Origin of the sequence: Microbacterium lacus (genome assembly GCF_002812805.1) — a bacterium.
Lineage (GTDB): Bacteria > Actinomycetota > Actinomycetes > Actinomycetales > Microbacteriaceae > Microbacterium > Microbacterium lacus_A.
Map to the genome: position 1 here is coordinate 100,411 of NZ_NMUM01000040.1, position 19,528 is coordinate 119,938.

A 19,528-nucleotide genomic window follows, 5' to 3' on the forward strand; every position below is an offset into this window, starting at 1 on the left:
GTTAGCGGCGGGCAGCGCGGATTAGCGCGGCGAGAAGGATGCCGACACACGCGCCGGTGACATTCGCAACCACGTCTAGCAGGCTCGATACGCGCTCGTCGATGAGAACCTGGCACGCCTCAACGGCAACGGAAACGACGAGCGCGGCAGGGAGCACGACATAGTGACCTCGCCGCAGGATCAGCGTGAGGAGAAAACCGAACGGCACGAACAACAGGACGTTCGCGATGAACTCGATGCGCGCGTACGTCAGCAAGGGCCACTCCGCGGTGATCGCGTCAAGCATCGGACGCGCCGGCACGTCAACGTACGTCGGCCACAACGCGATGAACGCAAGCGCAACCCCGTAGACCAGCACGAGGAGCCAGAGCACCACGACCACCCATCGTGGCCTGCGATGGATCGTCCTCGTCACCATGACCGGCGTCGTCGCATCGCCCGGCTGGCGCTGCGGGCGGCGAAGCTGTTGCCGGGTCCGTGGACTATCGAGCGCGGCAAGCGAGGGAGCGAGGGGCGCTGCGGGTTCCATGGGCCTCCGGGTTCGGATCGGGTGCACCAATGCCGCGGACTAGTGCGGGAGAGACTATCGGATCGGCGACCGATGCGCCCGCCGCGACGCGGCGTGAGAGTCACGCAACATATAATCCCCCCTCCCGAGAGCCGGCACCGGGCGCTCGCCGTGCGTCACTTAGGGTGAGTGAGTGAGTACACTGCGGCCCCGTCATTCGCGACGGGTGGCCGGCAGAGTTTTCACCGTGGTGCTGGGCGCCGTTCTGCTGGTGGTGGTCACAAGCGCTGCCTGGATAGGCATCCGTGCGTCGCTCGCACAATCGCACCTGAGTGAAGCGCAGCAATCCGCAGCCGAGTTACCTACCCTCGTCTCCACCGATCCGGCGGCCGCCGCGACAGCCGCCGATGCGCTGTCGGAGGACACCTCAGCGGCCCGCGAGCTCACGAGCGACGCGATCTGGCGAACCGCCGAGTCGCTGCCGTGGATCGGCCCCCAGCTCAACGCGGTTTCGGTGCTCGCGCGCAGTATCGACGATGTGGCAAGCGATGCCCTCGGCCCCCTGATCGACGTCGCGGGAACCATCGACCTAGACTCCTTCACGCCGCGGGATGGCGCGATCGACGTCACTCCCTTCATCGAGATGCGTGATGCGGCCGCCATCGCTGCCGACGGAACACGACGGGCAGCAGCTTCGGTCGCCGCACTTGACCGCGCGGCACTGGTTGGAGCCGTTCGCACACCCTTTGACGAGGTCTCTTCCCTTCTGGACGGCGTCACTGTTGCGACCGAGTCATTGGCGAACGCCAGCGTGCTGCTGCCCCGCATGCTCGGTGCGGACGGTCCGCGCGACTATCTGGTGATCGTGCAAAACAATGCCGAATGGCGCTCGCTCGGCGGCAACCCCGGCGCGATGGTATTAATCCATACCGAGAACGGCGCCATGACGCTGACCGAGCAGGACTCGACCGGGGGGTTTCCGTCGTATAGGGAGTCGGTGCTACCGCTGGACGACGACCAGCTCGCTGTCACAGGGGAGAGTCCCGGCATGTGGTTTCAGAATGTCACCCAGGTAACCGACTTCGCTGTTGCCGCGCAACTCGCCAACGAGTTCTGGACGCGTAAGTACGGAACACCCGTCGATGGCGTGATCAGCATCGACCCCGTCGCCCTGTCGTACCTGCTCGAGGCGACCGGCCCCGTGACAGTCGCCACGGGTGACGTGTTGGACAGCGAGAACGCCGCGCGATTGCTGCTCAACGAGGCGTATCTGAGGTATCCCACCGGCGGCGAGGCCGATGTGTTCTTCGCTGCATCCGCGGCCGCCGTCTTCGACGCGATCAGTGCCGGGACTGCTCAACCCGGCCCGCTACTCGAAGCGCTCGCTCGCGCCGGTGAAGAGCGCCGCCTGCTGATCTGGAGCGCACACGCCGAAGACCAGGCAGTGCTCGGTGGCACGACGCTGCAGGGCGGACTGCCGGTCACGGATGCCTCGGCCACTCGATTCGGCGTCTACGTCAACGACGGCACCGGCTCGAAGATGGACTACTACGCGCGGCTGAATACGACAGCTGCGTGGTGCGGTCCGCTATCGGACGAAACGAACGCTGCTGCATTACGGGTGACCATCAAGAACGAGGCACCCGCCGATGCCGCTACGTCGCTGCCGCCCTATGTGCACGGAGACGGCATCTTCGGGGTGCCGGCCGGAACTGCGCGAACCGTGGCCTACATCTACCTACCCGAGGGTGCCAGCATCTTGCGTTCCAGAGCGACCGAATCGCGGACGATCGACTCGCATATGCATGCAGGCCGTGAGGTCATCACGTGGAGCGTGGACCTTCCGCCCGGGGGCTCCGCATCCTTCGACTTCACCGTCGAGACGCCGTTCACCGACGTGCTCGACGTCGTTCGTACTCCAACGCTTAACGTAAATGAAACAGAGGACATTAGCATTTCCTGCGAGTTTGCCTAATACTGGAACGAGGGGGGCAGTTCATAGGGTCGTTTTTTCGGGACGGCCTACTTGTGGTCTTCTCTCCTCGTTCCACACCGGAGCATCAAGAGCGGGCGACCTAGCGCCGCCTCCCCGCACACCGAGACCCATAAAGGAACTGACATGAGGCTTCCCTTCCCCAAAGCCGCCGCCACCCTCGTGCTGGTCGGCGCCTTCGCACTCGCGGCGCCTGCCGCCGCTTCGGCATCGCCAGCCCCGAGCTACCCGCCGTCCGGATCGACATCGAACAACATCATCATCAACGTCTCGAACGTTGCCCCTGGCGGGATCGTCGTCATCAACTTCGCGCCCAGCACCTTCGTGTTCGGCGAGACCGTGACGCTCAGCCTGACGGGAGAGAATGCGTCCGGCGCATCTCTCGCCATGGTCGTCAAGACGGCTATCGAGACGAGAATCCTCGGCACCGTCCAGGCAGCAGCGGATGGAACTGCTCCCCCGTTCCAGGTGCGTTTGCCCTCGAACGCGGTCGGCAACTACGTCTTCACCGCCACCTCGCCGAGCGTGCCGGGTGGCATCTCGGTCACCGCAGCCGTTGCAGGCGGTGGCGCGGGAGGATCCGGTGACGCGATCGCCAACACCGGAACCGACGGCGCCATGCTGCTCGGCCTGTGGGTCGGCGGCGGCGCGCTTCTGCTCGCCGGTGGCGCAGTCGTCGTCGCGACCACGGTTCGTCGCCAGCGTCAGAAGGTCGACGCCTGATCGCAGCCTAAGGGCTCATCTTTACCGGTGGCCGCAGCATCCTGAACTCAGGGCTGCGGCCATCGGTCTGTTCGCGGATACCTGGCGACGGGGGTCGAAGCGCCGGAAACACAATGGTCACCCGGGCTCTCTATGCTCGGTAGTGCGGTGACGCGACCATTCTGAGCGGGGCGCTCGCCCCACATCGCGTCACAATCAAGGAGAAGCATGCGTCTGTCGGTCATTGGCTGCGGATATCTCGGAGCCGTTCATGCGGCGGCCATGGCATCCATCGGTCACGAAGTCATTGGAATCGACGTCGACGCGGCCAAGATCGAATCCCTATCTCGGGGCGAGGCGCCGTTCTTCGAGCCGGGGTTGACCGACATTCTGGAGGCCGGGATCGCGTCGGGCAACCTGCGATTCACGACGGACATTTCTGAGGCGCACGGCGCTGCTGTGCACTTCGTCGGCGTCGGGACGCCTCAACGGAAGGACGGCTACGCCGCCGACCTGACGTACGTCGACGCGGCGTTTGACGCTTTGGTTCCCTGGTTGTCGCCGGGCGACGTGGTTGCGGGCAAGTCGACCGTGCCCGTGGGCACTGCGGCTCGACTCGCATCCGTCGTCTCGCCGACCGGCGCCACCCTCGTGTGGAACCCCGAGTTCTTACGCGAGGGGTGGGCCGTTCAAGACACGATCGACCCCGACCGCCTGGTGGTGGGAGTGCCGACCGACGATTCGGGCTCGCGCGCGGCCGATGTGCTGCGCGAGGTCTACCACCCGGCCGTCGCGAAAGGCACGCCGTTTCTCGTGACCGACTACGCCACGGCCGAGCTCGTCAAGGTGGCCGCCAACGCGTTCTTGGCGACCAAGATCTCGTTCATCAACGCCATGGCCGAGATCGCCGAGGTCACGGGAGCCGACGTCACGCAGCTGGCCGACGCGATCGGGCATGACGCGCGCATCGGGCGCCGATTCTTGGGCGCCGGCATCGGGTTCGGTGGAGGGTGCCTTCCCAAAGACATCCGTGCCTTCTCGGCGCGAGCCGAAGAGCTCGGACGCGGTGAGTCGGTCGCGTTCTTGCGTGAGGTCGACGCGATCAACCTGCGTCGCCGCGACCGTGCTGTGGACTTGGTCGTCGCGGCGCTGGGCGGCTCGGTGTTCAAGAAGAACGTCACCGTGCTCGGTGCGGCCTTCAAGCCGCACAGCGATGACGTGCGCGACTCCCCCGCCCTGGACGTCGCGGTTCGCCTGCGCGGGCTTGGCGCCTGGGTCACGGTGACCGATCCTGAGGCGATCGCGAACGCCGAGCGGCTGCATCCGCAACTCAACTTCGTCGCCGATCGCGATGAAGCCCTGCGCGGTGCCGACGCCGTCGTGGTCGTGACCGAGTGGGACGAGTACCGCCGCGATCTGGCACCCACGCACGCGGCATCGTTGGTGGCGTCGCCTGTGGTCATCGACGGGCGTAACTGCTTGGATGCGGCTGCGTGGCGCGCGGCGGGGTGGACGTACTACGGGATGGGTCGGCCCTGAGGCTTCTTGGGCGTTGCTCTGGTTAGGGTGACCGCGAGGATGCCGATAGCGGCGCCGAGGGTGTTGGCCACGACATCCTGAACGCTTGACGTTCGATCGGTCGCGAGCATCTGCAGCAACTCGGCCGTCGTCGAGAACGCGAGCGCGGCAATGAGGGCGTACCACCAGCGGACGCGCGGTATCAGGAGCGTTGCGAGCGCGCCAAACGGGACGAACAGAAGGATGTTCGCCGTGAACTCGATGCGCGGATAGGTGAGCCAGGGGATAGCGCGGGTGATTGCGCTGAGTAGGCCGCTTACGGGGGCGTCGACGTGGGTGGGCCAGAGGGCGATCGTCGCGAGGGTGATGCCGTAGACGACCAGGGCGGCCCAGAGGGTGCGGGTGAGCCTTTTCTTGGGGCTGGCGCTGCGGCGGGTCGCTGAGGCTGGTGCGCGTGGCTTCGGCGGCAGTGGCGGCTTCGGCGGGAGCGGTGGTCTTGGCAGGGGCGGCAGTGGTGGCTTCGGCGGGAGCGGTGGTCTTGGCAGGGGCGGTGGGGGCGGTGGCGGCGGTTTCGGTGGCGCCTCGTGCGCTTTGGGCGTGGCCGGCACCGACGTCGGTACTGGTGCGGATTTCGGCGCGGGGTGCATGGGTCTCCGGGTGCGAGTCGGATCGAGTCGGATCGGGTCGGGTCGGGTCGCGCCGGTGCAGCCCAAATGTTCGTTGGAGACTACCGGACGGGGGCTGGACGGCGCCCGGTGGGCGATGCTGACGGGCTGCGGCATCCGGGTGAGTGCAGGTCCTGGGCCGGTGTCGGCTGCGGTGCGCGCCGGAAGCTGCCGCGGGATCGCGGGCGATCCCTTGCCGTCGAGGGGATGGGTTGCGTTCGCGGGTGGAGGCGCGTTTCTCGTCGATGCGGCGAGCAGGCGGGTTTGGGTGGTTGCGTGTTGGCGCGCGACGATCTGGTTCATGTGGCCACTGGGTTCGTGCGGCCATTGGGTTTGTGCGGCGACCTGCCGGGCATCGGGGGTGGCGCTCTTTGGGGCATCCGGTGGCGACTTTTCTCGCATTTTTGTTCTAATTACTTATCCACAACCTCGTAATATCGTGGGCTTGATGTCGGCGCTCGCTGATACTTTTGGTACATGCATTCGAACAGCCGCGAGACTCAAGCGGGCAGCATCGACGTCGTTTCTGCCGACGTTGCGGATGAGTACTGGACCGCGATTGCCGAGTTGGCTGCCGCAGAGGCGAAGGTGCTTCGCGTTTTGGCGCGGGCGGGAGACGTTGCGTTCGAGCGAATGGAAGCCCTGCCGCGGACGAGTGCACGCGAAGCAGAACTACCGCTGCGGGCGATCGCAGCTGAGCTCGCCGCGCGGGCGAACCAGTCCGATAGGACTGTGCAACGCAGAATCGACGAGGCACACACCATCTCGACCAAGTTCGGGGCGACGCTCAAGGCTCTGGGCGAAGGCCGTGTGGCTGTGGCACACGTCCGTGTGATCGTCGATCACGGGTCGAAGATCGAAGATCCTTCCGTGCGTGAGGTCTTCGAGGCCGAGGCGATCGCGCGGGCTGAGTCCACCACCGCTGGTCGGCTGAATGCGTCCTTGGCGCGTCTGGTTGAAGAGGTACAGCCCCGCACGTTTGCCGATCGGCACAAGGCTGCCCGCGAGGGGCGAGGTGTGTGGGTCCGCGACGACGCGGACGGCATGGCGGAGTTGGTTATGCGGGGTCCCGCGGTTCCCGTCCATGGCATGCACGACATGCTCACGCAGATGGCCCGCAAGATCACCAACGCGGCTTCCGCTGCGACTGCAGACGGCGCCGAGCCCGACCCGCGAACCATGAGTCAGGTGCGTGCTGATCTCCTCGCGGAGATCGTGCTGACTCACCGGGTCGACCCGGCGACGGGCGAGGGGCTCTCGGACGGGTACGGCGGGCTCGCGTCGATCCGTGCGGTCGTCAACGTGACGGTCCCTGCGCTGGCGCTGGCCGGCGTCACCGCTGACCCCGCCGAACTTGTCGGCCGCGCTCCCGTCGACATCGATACGGCCCGCATCCTGGCCCTCTCGGCGCCGGGGTGGGAACGAGTGCTCGCCGATCCGATCACCGGAGGGGTGTTGGCGGTCGATCGGTACACAAGATCCGCGGATTTGACCCGATATCTGCGGGTTCGCGACCCACATTGCCGATTCCCCGGGTGTCGAATGCCGGCGCATCGGTGCGATGTCGATCACGGGCGGGACTATGCCCTCGGCGGTGAGACATCGCATTGCAACCTCGCGTGCTTCTGCCGAAGACACCATGTATTGAAGGGCGAAACTCCGTGGATGGTCAGGCACCTGCCCGGCGGAGTACTCGAATGGACGTCACCCGGCGGCAAGGTCTATATCGACATACCGCCGCCGGTCCTGGTGGGATTCGTGCCTGATCTGGAGCCGCCACCTTTCTGAGTGGTGCGGCGCGGCGCGGCGGCGCGACGGTTGCGTGCGAGGTGCGGGCGCCCGACGGTTTCGGGCGAGGTGCGGGACGGTGCGCATCTGGCGGGCCGGGCAAGACCGTTCTCACGTTGTTGTGTTCGGCGTCCGAGTCCTGTGTCCGGCGTACTGTGTCCGGAGTTCCTGTCCGGCGTCCTGCGGGGTGACGTCCCTCTGAGTGGTGGTGGGACGTCACCCCGCCCGAACCGTCCGGCTGGCGCGAATCCCTCGCTACTGCGGCTTCTCGTCTCGCGTGGAGCCTGGTGACGTAAACGACTCGATCGAGCTGACGCTCACACCGAAGTCGAACGGGTCACTCACCCGCACGGCGGAAGAGAGAAGCATGCGCGGCACGACGATTCCCTGAACAGACGAGAAGCCCCACGGTGCGTAAGGCGTTCGATATGCAACATTAGAGCGCTCTCATAATCGCGCCCTGGGGTTCCGGCAGATATCACCCCCGAAGCGACTCGAATTCACCCTGGGGGTGAGGTTCTGGGGCCGAGTTATTGTGCTGTTTAGAGCTGGCGGGCGAGGGCGGTGGCCTCGGCGCGACTGTGAACGCCGAGCTTGCGATAGAGGCTGCGGGTGAGGGTTTGACGGTGTTGAGGCTGATGAAGAGCGTGTCTGCAATATCGGCGAAGGGCTGACCGTCGGCGATGAGGACGAGCAACTCGCGCTCGCGACGAGTGAGGGCGTCGAGGTTCGCGTGGCGTTCTGTAGTGGAACATGCGGTGGCGTAGAGATCCCAGTGCCGCTGGAAGACATCGGCGGCGGCCAGCCAGCCCTCGTCGCGCGCGGCGATCTCGATCGCGGAACGCAGGTGCTCAGGCTCAGGTGCTCAGGTGCTCAGGTGCGACCAACACCCGCTCGGGCGCTGACTCGCGCGCACGCTCGACATGCTGTTCTCGCTCACGGCAATCCCCACCATCAGACGGTTCTGATGTGTTCGACCACGATAGAGGGCGCGCGGAATGGTCGCTCTCTCATGAGACGCCACATGGGGCGTTTTACGACGCGAGTCGAGCCAGAAGATTCAGGCGCTTGCCGCGGGCGCGAGGGGCTCGCCGGGGGTGGGCGTGCCTGGCATGGCGTTGGGGGTCGTGGCGTTCGGGGTCGCGTCGTTCGTCGCGGCGATCGCCTTGGCCGTAACGAGGATGGGCTTGTGGTCGGAGAGGCCCTGCGGAAGGGTCTGCACTTTGTCGATCTCGAAACCGACCGAGGTGGCGAAATCGTAGTGGCCGCGGAAGAAGCGGTAGCGCGTGTAGGTGCGGGCGTCACTGAGGTTCAGCTCGTAGCCCTGGTCGCGGATGCGCTGGCCGAGGTTCTCCTTGAAGACGGGGTAGTTGTAGTCGCCGACCATGAGGGTGGGAAGACCCGGGCCGAGCGTGTCGAGTTCATCGAGTGCCGTGCGGATCTGGTGCCGGCGCAGAGAGTTGAGGGCGGTCAGGGGCGCGGCGTGGAAGGACGCGACGATCATCTCGTGGCCCGCGTCGATATCGTGTAGGCGCACCCCGAGCAGGCGCTCCTCCGCGGGCTTCAGCACACGGTCGTGCAGCGACTTCTTCAGGCTCATCGCCCGCACGGCCTCAGCACGGTAGGTGTTCTCGCGGAAGTAGACCGCAAGTCCGAGGCGGTTGCGGCTCGTGGCATCCGCGAGCTTGAGGCCATGGATGGTGTCGGGAATGTCGGTGGAGTCGCACTCCTGCAGGCAGAGCACATCGGGTTCGTAGCGCTCGGCGAGCGCCGCGAGCTCGGTGGCCGCACGGTGCTTGCGCAGGTTGTAAGAGATGACCTTCATACCGCCAACCAGGATATGCGCGAGACGTTACCGTCGGGTGACGCGTTGACCGACGGTGCGGGGTTCTTTGAGAACTCTCAGGTGGACGAGCGAGTTCTCACTCCTCGTCGCGGCGAGCGCGGGTGGCGTCGGCGCGCGACGCGAGCTGATCGTCGGCGGGGTACCCCACCTCCATCAGGGTGAGGCCGCGGGCAGCCAGCACGGGGAAGGCGCTGGTGCGTTCCTGCGCGTCCCGCAGGGTCGCGACGTCCTCGATGCTCAGCCTGCCGCGGCCGACCGCGACACAGGCGCCGACGAGGGCGCGCACCATGCTGTGGCAGAACGCATCCGCGCGCACATTCGCGATCAGCACGCCGTTCGCGTCGCGCCGCCAGTCGTACTCGAGCAGCGTCCGGATGGTCGTCGCACCCTCGCGGGGCCGGCAATACGCCGCGAAGTCGTGCAGTCCGATCAGCGACCGGGCGGCAGCATCCATCGCCTCTTCATCGAGGCGGGCGTTGACGTTCGTCGTGCGCGTGCGCTCGAGCGGGTCGTAGCCCGTCGTCGAATCGGCGATGCGGTACCGGTAGCGGCGCCAGACGGCGGAGAAGCGGGCATCGAACCCCTCGGGGGCCTCCCGGATGTTCCGCACGGTGACGTCCGCGTACTTGCCGAGCACGCCACGCACGCGCTGCGCCAGCAGATCGAGCGGGCTGCCGTACTTCGGGCGCGACCGGCCCAGAGCGTCGAGCAGCTGTGCGTCGAGATCGAGGTGCGCAACCTGGCCGGCGGCGTGCACACCGGCATCCGTGCGGCCCGCGACGACGAGGCGTGGGGTCGGGGTGGATGTGTAGGCGGTGCCGAGCACCAGCGCGAGGGCATCCTCGAGCGTCCCCTGGACGGTGCGGAGGCTCGTCTGCCGCGCCCAGCCGCGAAAATGCGTGCCGTCGTAGGCGATGTCGAGGCGGATCCGCACCCGCTCAGCCTATTGCCGCGGCGGAACACCTCAGGGGCCCGCCGCCGGCAATCCTTCTCGCAGTGTCGGCGCCCCCGACGTAAACTTGGCCTGCGTCGACGCCACCCGCATGTGCCCCACACACTCCCCCGAAAATGGGGGCGCTACGTCCGCCGCCCGGTACCCCATGACTCGCGATATCCCCACCGCCCCCGCCTCGGCTCCCGCGCTCGACCGTCCCGTCGCGCCTGCTCTGCCGGTCGTTTCTGCGCCCGTTTCGGGGCGGTATGCGGGACTTGATGGACTGCGCGCGATCGCGGTGGCACTCGTGGTGGCCTATCACCTGTTCCCCGCGTGGTGGCTGCCGCAGGGGTTCATCGGGGTCGACGTCTTCTTCGTCATCAGCGGGTTCCTGATCACCTCGCTGCTGCTGCACGAAGCCTCGACATCCGAAGCCGCGTCATCCGAGGCCGTGGGCCGGGGGCGACGCATCTCGTTGGTCGGGTTCTGGCGACGCCGCGCCCGGCGCCTGCTGCCGGCGCTCGTGACGCTGATCGTGGTGTGCGGGCTCTGGGCGTGGACGATCGGCGGCGACGTCCTCGTCGGCTTCGGGCGACAGGTGCTCGGCGCCCTGACCTTCAGCTTCAACTGGATCTCGATCTCGGCGGGCAGCGGATACTTCGACGCGGGCACCCCCGAGCTGTTCCGCAACCTCTGGTCCCTCGCTGTCGAAGAGCAGTTCTACGTGCTGTGGCCCCTGCTCTTCCCGCTCCTGTTGCTGATCCCCTCACGCATCGTCCGCGCGGGCGTAGCCGTCGTCGCGGCCGCGGGGTCGGCCCTCTGGATGGCCGTGCTCGTGTCGAACGCACTGGCAGGCGCGAGCGGCGGAGTGGGCGTGACGCGGGCTTACTTCGGCACCGACTCACACGGCTTCGGCATCCTGCTCGGCGTCGCGCTCGCGTTCGTCGCGGGGCAGGCGCTTCGCACACCGACCGCCTGGATGCTGCGCGCCGGCGTTCGCCGCGGTGTCACCGCCCTCGGCGCACTGGCCGTCGCGGGGATCGTCGCGATCGCGACCGTGCCGCCCGCGCCCGACACGGCGACGTTCCCGGGCGCCCTGCTCGTCGCCTGCCTGCTCACGGTCGTCGCAATCACCGCCGGCGCATGGCCGGGCTCGGTTCTCGGACGTGCGCTCGATCTTCCGCCGCTCCGCTTCGTCGGGCAACGCTCGTACGGCATCTACCTGTGGCACTGGCCCGTGCTCGTTCTTCTCATGGCGGGCCTCTCGATCGCCCCCGGCACCGAGGTCCCTCTCGCGGTGGGGCTCTGGGCCCTCGCCATCACTCTCTTCGCCGCGATCGTTTCGTACCGGTTCATCGAGACCCCCATCCGCCGGAACGGCTTCCGCGCCTCGTTCGCGGCTCTCCGCGCTCGCTTGTCCGGGGCACCGGCGGGTCGCTTCGCCGCTCTCGCGGCCGTCACGGCGTTTGTGTTCGCCGCGGGCGCCACGACCAGCGCGATCGCGATTGCGCCCGAGGTCACGTCGGGGGCGACCGCGGTCGAAGCGGGACAGCAGGCTCTCGACTCGGCAGACGCACCATCACAATCACGGTCGCCATCCCCGTCTTCGTCGTCGGGCCCCCGGGTCGAGCCGCCGCTCGCCGTGCAGACGGGCGATGAGCCCGTGCCCGGGCCGCGGCCGACCCCCGTGACCGGCGACCAGGTCAGCGCCATCGGCGACTCCGTCATGCTCGCGTCGGCACCCGGACTGATGGAACGCCTGCCGGGAATCCAGATCGACGCATCCGTCTCGCGTTCCCTGAACGCCGGCGTCGGCATTGCCGAAGCGCAGGCCGCCGCCGGGCAGCTTCGGCCCTACGTCGTGATCGCGCTCGGCACGAACGGTCCGATCAGCGCCGAAGCGCTCGCCCGCCTCGAACAGGCGATCGGGCCCGACCGGCACCTCGTTCTCGTGAACGCCTTCGCACCGCGCGATTGGATCGCCGGGGTCAACGCCGAGCTCGCGACCTTCGATGCGGCCCAGGCCAACGTCGTCGTCGCCGACTGGGCGGGCGCCGCCGCGGCACACCAGGACCTGCTCGCGGGCGACCGCATCCACCCCGGCCCCACGGGCGGAAGGCTCTTCGCCGAGACCGTGGCGACGGCCGTGCAGGGTGTGGAAGATGCCCGGGCCCAGGCCGCGTTCGACAAGTCGGTCCGCGCGTCGGCGCTCGCGACGCGACTGGTCGACGGAGGCGGCGAGTAGACCCTGCTGGGCCGGCTTCTCGCGCCGCACGATGACGCGAGCGCGGCGCGTCAAGAGAGGGTGCTGGCGACCGATAGATTCTCAGGGTGACGTCCTCGCCCCCTCCCTCGCGCGACGCGAGAACGCGCAGACGGCCCGGCCGTACGATCGCGGTGGTCCTGATCGTTCTGGCACTGATCGTGGTGGTGGGCGCGGCCGCCTGGAACCTCCTCAAAGACGGAGATATCACGAGCGCACCCGACCCGATCCGTCCGGCGCTGTACGCCAACACCGAAGCATCACGGCACGCCGCGAGCGAGCCCATCGGCACCCCCGAGCAGCTCGCCGCCGCCTACCTCGCGCAGCAGCCCACGGCCTACTGGCTCGTACCCGAGCGCGACCCGATCGGCGGCGTCGGCCCCCGCGTCACCGCCCTGGCCCAGGAAGCATCCGACCAGGGCGCGATCTCGACGATCGTCATCTACGGGCTGCCGGGACGCGACTGCGGCAACTTCTCGGCCGGGGGGCTGTCCGAGGCCGACTACGCGATCTGGACCGCCGAGATCGGCGCGGCGGTGAGCGCATCCGGCATCGAGACGATCGTCATGCTCGAACCGGACTCGATCGCCCTGGCCCAGGAGTGCGGCAACCTCGCCGAGCGCGCGCCACAGTTGCAGGGCGCGGTCACGAACCTGTCGGCCGAGAACGCCGACATCTACATCGACGGCGGCCACTCGACATGGCACTCCCCCGAGGTCATGGCGGGATTCATCCGCCAGATGGGCGTCATCGACCAGGTCCGCGGATTCGCCACGAACGTCTCGAACTACAACACCGACCGCGATGAGGTCGCCTACGCACGCCAGCTGTCGGGACTGCTCGGCGGTGCGCACGCCGTGATCGACTCCGCACGCAATGGCGTCGGGGGGACGGGCGAGTGGTGCAACCCGCCGGACCGGCGCGTCGGATCTGCTCCCGGAACCGTGCACGACGACGTCGTCGACACCAACCTCTGGATCAAGGTGCCGGGCGAGAGCGACGGCACCTGCAACGGCGGCCCTGCCGCGGGCGCCTGGTGGCCGCAGTCCGCCATCGTCCTGACCGCCGACGTGGTCGTCATCGAAGACGAGAACGAATAATGCCTGCCCCGTGTGTGCGAGAATTCGACAGGATCCACCGTCAGCAAAGGGAGCGACCGAATGGCCGATGCCGATGAGCTGCGCACCGCCGTTATCGTCGAGGACGACCCCGACGTTCGGCACCTGATCGCCAGCGTCTTCGAGTCGGCCGGGTTCTCCGTCGTCTCCGTCGGCAACGGGCTGGATGGCGTCCGCGCCGCCCTGGCCTACAAGCCCCTCATCACGACGCTCGATGTCAGCATGCCGGGGATCGACGGCTTCGAAGCCGCTCGTCGCATCCGCGCAGGTGGCAGCCCGACCTTCATCATGATGGTCAGCGCCATGTCCGAAGAATCCGACGTGATCCAGGGACTCGGCGCCGGCGCCGACGATTACATCGTCAAGCCGTTCCGACCGCGCGAATTCCGGGCACGCATCGATGCTTTCCTGCGGCGACCGCCGCGCACCGAAGCACCCGGCGCCCCCTCGCCGCGCCAGCAGGAGAGCGTCGGACCATCGTTTCCGCGCATCAACACCACGACGATCCCGGTCCAGGCGCCCGCACCCCAGCCATCCGTCCAACAGTCTGCTCCCGCCGACCCGCCGATCTACCGCGGGCCGGGCGCTCGCTCGTTCGAGCAGGCGCAACCCCCGCGGCAGCCCCCTACACAGCAGTGGGAGAGGTACGACGAGCCGGTACAGGCGATGCGGGTCGTGCCGCCCGAAGACTACGACGATCTCGACGAAGAGTACGACGAGGTCATCGAGGGCGAGATCGACGGACCCAGTTCCGCCGTCGAACGCCGTGACCCCCACATCGGGTGGATGCACCACCGCGACCTGTTCCTCGACCCCGAGACGCGCCGGGTCGAGATCGGCAATCAGCCGGTCGATCTGACCCAGACCGAGTTCGAGCTGCTGCTGACGATCATGTCGTCACGTCGCCGCATCCGCAGCAAGGCAGACCTGACCCTCGTGCTGCGAGGTGAGTCCTACGTCACGTCGTACTACGTCGGCGACGCCGACAAGCGCGCCGTGCAGGCGCACGTCGACAGCCTGCGCCGCAAGCTCGGCGACATGAGCTCGCCGGTCCCCCGCTATCTCGAAGCCGTGCGGGACGTCGGGTACCGGATGACCCCCGAGACCGAGAACTAATTTCGAGCGTTCTCGGCTCAGACCTTGAACCCGTGCTGACGGCGCAGCAGGCGCATGAACATGCTCAGGGTCTGGATCACGGTGATGACACCGAGTACGGGCCAACCGACGGCGAGGATCCCGGACTGAAGCTCGATCGGAATCAGGTGCCAGGCGACGACGATCGCCGCGACGATCCCGATCGCCAGAAACAGCGGCGTCCAGTGTCCGATGCCCGCGCCACGCTCGGCCTTGGCCTGCATGGCCCAGTTGTCGACCTTCTTGCGTGACAGGAAGCGCGTCCACGAGCGGAGGAAGTGGGCAATACGGATCCACATGTACAGCTCGGCGGGCGCGATCAGCGCCGCGAACAGCACATCGTGGCGATCCTTGTTCTTCATGGACAGAGCCATGCGCAGGTTGAGCGCTACCGACATTGCGATGGGGATGAGCCAGAGCGGCGAGAAGATGAACGCGTTGATCGAGAGCGAACCCGCGAGCAGCGTGACAAAGCCGACGCGCACGAACAGGTTCACGAGCATGCTGAACTGCTCGAGCCAGCGCACGCGCAGGTTCGGGTGGAACGGCTGACCCTTCGTGTCACCGCGCTGACCGGGCCACATGAGCTCGATCGCGCCGTAGTTCCACTTGACCTGCTGGGCATCGAGTCCGCGGAGGGTGGTCATGCCACCGACGTCGGCGCGGGCGTACGGGCTGATCTTGGTGAGGTATCCGGCGCTCTTGATCTGCAGCGAGAGCAGGGAGTCCTCGACCTCGCTGTCCTTCACCCAGGGTGTCGACTGGTGGTTCTCGCGCATAACATCGCGCAGGGCCTTGGTCGAGAAGATCGAGAACTGCCCGCCCAGCACCGCCATGTTGCGGCCGCGGAGCAGGTTGTGCAGGTTGAAGGCCGCGAACTGCGACCGCTGTCCGGTGATGAGGAAGCGCGCGAAGCCCTTGAACGGGTTGTCGTCGATCGAGTAGATCGCGGAGATACCGCCGATGCGGGTGTCGCTCGTGATCTCAGTCTCGAGGAATTCCACAGCGCGGCGGTCGGCGACCGTGTCGCCGTCGACGCCGAGCAGGAAGTCGTAGCCCTCGACGAGTGCGAAGCCGTAGTTGAGGGCACCGACCTTCTTGTCGGGGTTCTTGCCGATGTCGTGGACGAAGACCTCGGTGAACTGCTCGCCGAGCTCGGTCGTGATCTCGTGCGGACCCGCGAACTCCGAGGCGATCGCGACGGTCTTGTCGTTGGAGTTGTTCACGACGAGGTGGATCACATCCGGCACGCGAGACTGCTCGAGGAGCCCCCGCAGCACGTCGGCGATCGATTCCTCTTCGTTGTACGCCGGGATGATGCATCCGATGGTCGCCCGCTGGGTGCTCAGGTCCTGAAGCGACGCGGCGAAGTCCTGCGGAAAGGCGCTGCTCGGCTCGACGATCTCGGGCTCGGGCTCAGGCCGGGCGGCGGAAGGCCGCGAATACGGCATGACCTTCTGGCCGACGGACGGGGAAATCGACATGGGGACCTCGTGTTTCGGCGGGTAAGCCGGGGGAAGAAATACGGGGGGTGCTGTTCGATTATGGGCGGAGCCGCTCAGGGGAACCTCAGGACGGGCTTGTCGGCTCCGCAGGATCTACCTAAGAGAAACGTGACGGCAGGATGAGAATGCTCTCACTTGCGAATGCTACTACGCGGAGTGTCCTCAGGGCGCGGGTTGGCCCGTGATCGCAACGGTGAGGGTGTCTGACGCGCTTTGTTTGGCGTACTCGGTGGACGTGGGTGTCGTCTGCACGAGGAAGTCGTAGGTGAATTGCAGGGTGACGAGCGTCGCCTCGGCCGGCACGGGCCCGACGTTGAAGGTCTGCGAGTAGCTGTAAGGGTCGAGAACGAGGTATCCCGGCGCGACGGTGGACTGATCGGTCTGGGGCGAGAGCGGGTCGAACGACTCATTGAGCGTTCCGGGAACCGCGACCATCGTCGCGCGCTGCAGATACACCTTCTGCCCGTCGTTGGGTGTGACCGACGTGATCAGGCTGATGCTCACCGGCTTGAGCGCACCGGATGTCCAGTCCCCCATGTTGAGCGTCGACCAGTAGTTGATCGACACGCCCACGGCGCCCGCGGCGAGCGTCCGCGCGGTGGAGCCGCTGGAGAGATCGTTCGGCACCGGGGCAGGAACGGTCGTGCCCGACGGCGAGGGCGAGCCGGAGGGCTGATCCCACGGCAACACGCCCGCGCATCCGGTCAGGGCGAGAGCCGAGATCATCGTGATCGCGGCGAGCCCCCGGAGCGCATGACGGCGGGCATCGGGGCGTGCGGAAATCGAGCGATGTGACATCGCTGCCGCGGTGCGCGTGCGTACATTGATCACAGAGATCCCTCCAGCGCTAAGTGTTGCACTGGATGTCGGCCCGCATGAAATCCGCGACGCGACGCGCCGAAGACCGCAAGAAGCCCGCACCCTCGACGGGGTACGGGCCTCTTGGCGGTATATCGGATTACTTCGCTTCGGCGTCCTCGGCGGCTGCCTCTGCGGCGCCCTCGGGAGCCTCGGCGTCGCTGTCCGACACCTCGACATCGGCGTCCTCGACGGCGACCGGAGTCTCGTCGGCGGCGGGCTCGTCGGCCGGAGCAGGCGTTGCAGCGGGGGCCGCGGCATCCGACTTCTTCGACGACTTGACCTTCGGCGTGACCGGCTCGAGCACGAGCTCGATGACAGCCATGGGGGCGTTGTCGCCCTTGCGGTTGCCGATCTTGACGATGCGCGTGTAACCACCCTCGCGCTCCGCAACGAGCGGGGCGATCTCGGTGAACAGCACGTGCACGACCTCACGGTCGCCGATGATGCCCAGCACGCGACGACGCGCGTGCAGGTCACCACGCTTGGCGAACGTGATCAGGCGCTCAGCGAGCGGACGCAGGCGCTTGGCCTTGGTCTCGGTCGTCTGAATCGACTTGTGCGTGAAGAGGGCCGCGGCGAGGTTCGCAAGCAGCAGGCGCTCGTGGGCAGGACCGCCGCCGAGGCGGGGACCCTTCGTGGGCTTAGGCATGAGTATCTACTCCAGGATGAATCGGGTCGGGGTCCGCAGGTCAGACGGTCTCGTCGTCGTAGCCGCCGTAGAAGTGCGCGCCGTCGAAGCCCGGCACGGAATCCTTCAGCGACAGGCCGAGCGAGACGAGCTTGTCGCGCACCTCGTCGACCGACTTCTGACCGAAGTTGCGAATGTTCATCAGCTGGGTCTCGGAGAGCGCAACGAGCTCGCTGACCGTGTTGATGCCCTCGCGCTTGAGGCAGTTGTACGAACGGACGGACAGATCGAGGTCTTCGATCGGCATCGACAGCTCGTTCGAGAGGACGGTCTCGACCGGCGCGGGGCCGATCTCGATGCCCTCAGCCTCGACGTTCAGCTCGCGGGCGAGGCCGAAGAGCTCGGTCAGCGTGCGACCGGCCGAAGCGACGGCGTCACGCGGGGCGATCGAGGACTTGGTCTCGACATCCAGCACGAGCTTGTCGAAGTCGGTGCGCTCACCGGCACGCGTCGCGTCGACGCGGTAGCTGACCTTGAGAACCGGCGAGTAGATCGAGTCGATCGGGACCTGACCGGCCTCGGCGTACTCGTTGCGGTTCTGCGTGGCCGAGACATAGCCGCGGCCACGCTCGATCGTCAGCTCGAGCTCGAACTTGGCGGTGTCGTTGAGCGTCGCGATGACGAGCTCGGGGTTGTGGATCTCGACGCCCGCGGGAGCGGAGATGTCGGCGGCCGTGACCTGGCCGGCACCCGTCTTGCGCAGGTAAGCCGTGATCGGCTCATCGCGCTCGGACGAAACGACGAGCTGCTTGATGTTCAGGATGATCTCGGTGACATCTTCCTTCACACCGGGGATCGTGGTGAACTCGTGGAGGACACCATCGATGCGGATGCTCGTGACGGCTGCACCGGGGATCGACGAGAGCAGGCTCCGACGGAGCGCGTTACCGATCGTGTATCCGAATCCGGGCTCGAGCGGCTCGATGATGAAGCGGCTGCGGAACTCCGCGATCTTTTCCTCGGTCAGAGTGGGACGCTGTGCGATGAGCACTGTGTGTTCCTTTCGGCTAAGTGCCCGCTATATGACACTTGCATGGGTGAGGTTGTTGAGTTTTTCTCGGGCGGATGACGGGGCACCGCGCAGGGCGCAGGCCCAGGCATCCGCGAAGTCAGTGAGACGGCGCGACGACCTGTAGCCGGAGCGCACGAGGCGCCCCGGCTACGGGATCAGACGCGGCGGCGCTTGGGGGGACGGCAGCCGTTGTGTGCCTGCGGCGTGACGTCCTGGATCGAACCGACCTCGAGGCCGGCGGCCGTCAGCGAGCGGATCGCCGTCTCACGACCGGAACCCGGTCCCTTGACGAAGACGTCGACCTTCTTGACGCCATGCTCCTGAGCCTGACGAGCGGCCGACTCGGCGGCCATACCGGCCGCGTACGGGGTCGACTTGCGCGAGCCCTTGAAGCCCACGCCGCCCGACGAGGCCCAGCTGATGACAGCGCCCGAGGGGTCGGTGATCGAAACGATCGTGTTGTTGAACGTCGACTTGATGTGGGCGTGACCCAGTGCGATGTTCTTCTTCTCTTTGCGCCGCGGCTTGCGTACGGCGGTCTTGGCCTGTGCCATAACGTTTTTCTCCTAAACCTGGAACGCCGGCGGAGGCCTAGCGCGCCTTCTTCTTGCCGGCGACGGTGCGCTTGGGGCCCTTGCGCGTACGGGCGTTCGTCTTGGTGCGCTGTCCGTGGACGGGCAGGCCACGACGGTGGCGGATCCCCTGGTAGGACCCGATCTCGACCTTGCGGCGGATGTCGGAGGCAACCTCGCGGCGAAGGTCACCCTCCACCTTGTACGTGGCCTCGATGTGGTCACGCAGCTGAACGAGTTGCTCGTCCGCGAGGTCCTTGACGCGGACGTCGGGGTCGATCTCGAGGGCGTTCAGGATCTCGACGGAACGGGTACGGCCAACGCCGTAGATGTAGGTCAGGGCGATGACCACGCGCTTATCGCGCGGGATGTCGACGCCAGCAAGACGTGCCATGCGGCTCTCCTAGGAGGTGTGTGGAGG

Annotated in this window: 18 protein-coding genes; 7 read left to right on the forward strand and 11 right to left on the reverse strand. The window is 67.0% G+C overall.

Going from position 1 to position 19,528, the window contains the following annotated elements; all coding sequences use genetic code 11:
* Nucleotide 1: 1 nt before the first annotated feature.
* Entirely contained in the window at nucleotides 2-529 is a 528-nt protein-coding gene (locus CGU34_RS13695) for a VanZ family protein (protein ID WP_100814408.1), read from the reverse strand.
* A 172-nt stretch (nucleotides 530-701) separates the two neighbouring features.
* Between CGU34_RS13695 and CGU34_RS13700 the strand changes: the two genes are divergently transcribed.
* The 3 genes from CGU34_RS13700 to CGU34_RS13710 all read left to right on the forward strand — a co-directional run bounded on the left by CGU34_RS13700 (nucleotide 702) and on the right by CGU34_RS13710 (nucleotide 4,742).
* Complete coding sequence (locus tag CGU34_RS13700) at nucleotides 702-2,483, forward strand: DUF4012 domain-containing protein (protein WP_232711679.1); 1,782 nt, start codon at nucleotides 702-704, stop codon at nucleotides 2,481-2,483.
* A gap of 144 nt (nucleotides 2,484-2,627) precedes the next feature.
* Nucleotides 2,628-3,224, forward strand: a complete 597-nt coding sequence (locus tag CGU34_RS13705; RefSeq protein ID WP_100814409.1) for a hypothetical protein — start codon at nucleotides 2,628-2,630, stop codon at nucleotides 3,222-3,224.
* 207 nt (nucleotides 3,225-3,431) lie between these two features.
* Nucleotides 3,432-4,742 carry a UDP-glucose dehydrogenase family protein gene (locus CGU34_RS13710; RefSeq protein WP_100814410.1) on the forward strand — a complete coding sequence of 437 codons (1,311 nt, stop codon included), beginning with the start codon at nucleotides 3,432-3,434 and terminating at the stop codon, nucleotides 4,740-4,742.
* Here CGU34_RS13710 and CGU34_RS13715 read toward each other — a convergent pair.
* Entirely contained in the window at nucleotides 4,721-5,329 is a 609-nt protein-coding gene (locus CGU34_RS13715; protein WP_100814411.1) for a VanZ family protein, read from the reverse strand. The two genes, CGU34_RS13710 and CGU34_RS13715, sit on opposite strands and share 22 nt — an antisense overlap.
* A 534-nt stretch (nucleotides 5,330-5,863) precedes the next feature.
* Here CGU34_RS13715 and CGU34_RS13720 point away from each other — a divergent pair.
* A complete protein-coding gene (locus tag CGU34_RS13720) occupies nucleotides 5,864-7,174 on the forward strand; it encodes an HNH endonuclease signature motif containing protein (RefSeq protein ID WP_100814412.1) in 1,311 nt (436 codons plus the stop codon).
* A 478-nt stretch (nucleotides 7,175-7,652) separates the two neighbouring features.
* On the opposite strand, the gene CGU34_RS17765 is transcribed toward CGU34_RS13720, so the two are convergent.
* From CGU34_RS17765 to truA, 3 genes are all read right to left on the reverse strand, one after another.
* The gene (locus CGU34_RS17765) at nucleotides 7,653-8,021 is read right to left on the reverse strand and encodes a helix-turn-helix transcriptional regulator (RefSeq protein WP_100814413.1); all 369 of its coding nucleotides are present in this window, start codon (nucleotides 8,019-8,021) and stop codon (nucleotides 7,653-7,655) included.
* Nucleotides 8,022-8,234: 213 nt separating this feature from the next.
* Nucleotides 8,235-8,999, reverse strand: coding sequence for an endonuclease/exonuclease/phosphatase family protein (locus CGU34_RS13730; RefSeq protein ID WP_100814414.1), 765 nt, complete (start codon nucleotides 8,997-8,999; stop codon nucleotides 8,235-8,237).
* A gap of 97 nt (nucleotides 9,000-9,096) precedes the next feature.
* The gene (truA, locus tag CGU34_RS13735) at nucleotides 9,097-9,954 is read right to left on the reverse strand and encodes a tRNA pseudouridine(38-40) synthase TruA (RefSeq protein ID WP_100814415.1); all 858 of its coding nucleotides are present in this window, start codon (nucleotides 9,952-9,954) and stop codon (nucleotides 9,097-9,099) included.
* Between the two features lie 166 nt (nucleotides 9,955-10,120).
* Between truA and CGU34_RS13740 the strand changes: the two genes are divergently transcribed.
* The 3 genes from CGU34_RS13740 to CGU34_RS13750 all read left to right on the forward strand — a co-directional run bounded on the left by CGU34_RS13740 (nucleotide 10,121) and on the right by CGU34_RS13750 (nucleotide 14,451).
* Complete coding sequence (locus tag CGU34_RS13740) at nucleotides 10,121-12,199, forward strand: acyltransferase family protein (protein WP_100814416.1); 2,079 nt, start codon at nucleotides 10,121-10,123, stop codon at nucleotides 12,197-12,199.
* A gap of 152 nt (nucleotides 12,200-12,351) precedes the next feature.
* Entirely contained in the window at nucleotides 12,352-13,317 is a 966-nt protein-coding gene (locus CGU34_RS13745) for a glycoside hydrolase family 6 protein (RefSeq protein ID WP_232711680.1), read from the forward strand.
* Nucleotides 13,318-13,377: 60 nt separating this feature from the next.
* Nucleotides 13,378-14,451 (forward strand): response regulator transcription factor, encoded by a 1,074-nt coding sequence (locus CGU34_RS13750; RefSeq protein WP_100814418.1) that lies wholly within the window; start codon nucleotides 13,378-13,380, stop codon nucleotides 14,449-14,451.
* A 17-nt stretch (nucleotides 14,452-14,468) separates the two neighbouring features.
* On the opposite strand, the gene CGU34_RS13755 is transcribed toward CGU34_RS13750, so the two are convergent.
* The 6 genes from CGU34_RS13755 to rpsM form a co-directional block, all read right to left on the reverse strand.
* Nucleotides 14,469-15,953 carry a glycosyltransferase family 2 protein gene (locus CGU34_RS13755; RefSeq protein WP_100814419.1) on the reverse strand — a complete coding sequence of 495 codons (1,485 nt, stop codon included), beginning with the start codon at nucleotides 15,951-15,953 and terminating at the stop codon, nucleotides 14,469-14,471.
* Nucleotides 15,954-16,136: 183 nt separating this feature from the next.
* Entirely contained in the window at nucleotides 16,137-16,805 is a 669-nt protein-coding gene (locus tag CGU34_RS13760; RefSeq protein WP_232711681.1) for a hypothetical protein, read from the reverse strand.
* Nucleotides 16,806-16,932: 127 nt separating this feature from the next.
* Complete coding sequence (gene rplQ / locus CGU34_RS13765) at nucleotides 16,933-17,484, reverse strand: 50S ribosomal protein L17 (RefSeq protein WP_100814420.1); 552 nt, start codon at nucleotides 17,482-17,484, stop codon at nucleotides 16,933-16,935.
* 40 nt (nucleotides 17,485-17,524) lie between these two features.
* A complete protein-coding gene (locus CGU34_RS13770; protein WP_036299992.1) occupies nucleotides 17,525-18,514 on the reverse strand; it encodes a DNA-directed RNA polymerase subunit alpha in 990 nt (329 codons plus the stop codon).
* 176 nt (nucleotides 18,515-18,690) lie between these two features.
* Entirely contained in the window at nucleotides 18,691-19,089 is a 399-nt protein-coding gene (gene rpsK / locus CGU34_RS13775) for a 30S ribosomal protein S11 (protein WP_036299990.1), read from the reverse strand.
* A gap of 37 nt (nucleotides 19,090-19,126) precedes the next feature.
* Entirely contained in the window at nucleotides 19,127-19,501 is a 375-nt protein-coding gene (rpsM, locus tag CGU34_RS13780; RefSeq protein ID WP_036299989.1) for a 30S ribosomal protein S13, read from the reverse strand.
* Nucleotides 19,502-19,528: the final 27 nt, after the last annotated feature.

Coding starts and splice junctions, on each gene's coding strand:
- CGU34_RS13740 (WP_100814416.1), top strand. CDS start 10,121: ATGACTCGCGATATCCCCACCGCCCCCGCCTCGGCTCCCGCGCTCGAC.
- rpsM (WP_036299989.1), bottom strand. CDS start 19,501: ATGGCACGTCTTGCTGGCGTCGACATCCCGCGCGATAAGCGCGTGGTC.
- CGU34_RS13755 (WP_100814419.1), bottom strand. CDS start 15,953: ATGTCGATTTCCCCGTCCGTCGGCCAGAAGGTCATGCCGTATTCGCGG.
- rplQ (WP_100814420.1), bottom strand. CDS start 17,484: ATGCCTAAGCCCACGAAGGGTCCCCGCCTCGGCGGCGGTCCTGCCCAC.
- CGU34_RS13695 (WP_100814408.1), bottom strand. CDS start 529: ATGGAACCCGCAGCGCCCCTCGCTCCCTCGCTTGCCGCGCTCGATAGT.
- CGU34_RS13705 (WP_100814409.1), top strand. CDS start 2,628: ATGAGGCTTCCCTTCCCCAAAGCCGCCGCCACCCTCGTGCTGGTCGGC.
- CGU34_RS13710 (WP_100814410.1), top strand. CDS start 3,432: ATGCGTCTGTCGGTCATTGGCTGCGGATATCTCGGAGCCGTTCATGCG.
- rpsK (WP_036299990.1), bottom strand. CDS start 19,089: ATGGCACAGGCCAAGACCGCCGTACGCAAGCCGCGGCGCAAAGAGAAG.
- CGU34_RS13750 (WP_100814418.1), top strand. CDS start 13,378: ATGGCCGATGCCGATGAGCTGCGCACCGCCGTTATCGTCGAGGACGAC.
- CGU34_RS13720 (WP_100814412.1), top strand. CDS start 5,864: ATGCATTCGAACAGCCGCGAGACTCAAGCGGGCAGCATCGACGTCGTT.
- CGU34_RS13730 (WP_100814414.1), bottom strand. CDS start 8,999: ATGAAGGTCATCTCTTACAACCTGCGCAAGCACCGTGCGGCCACCGAG.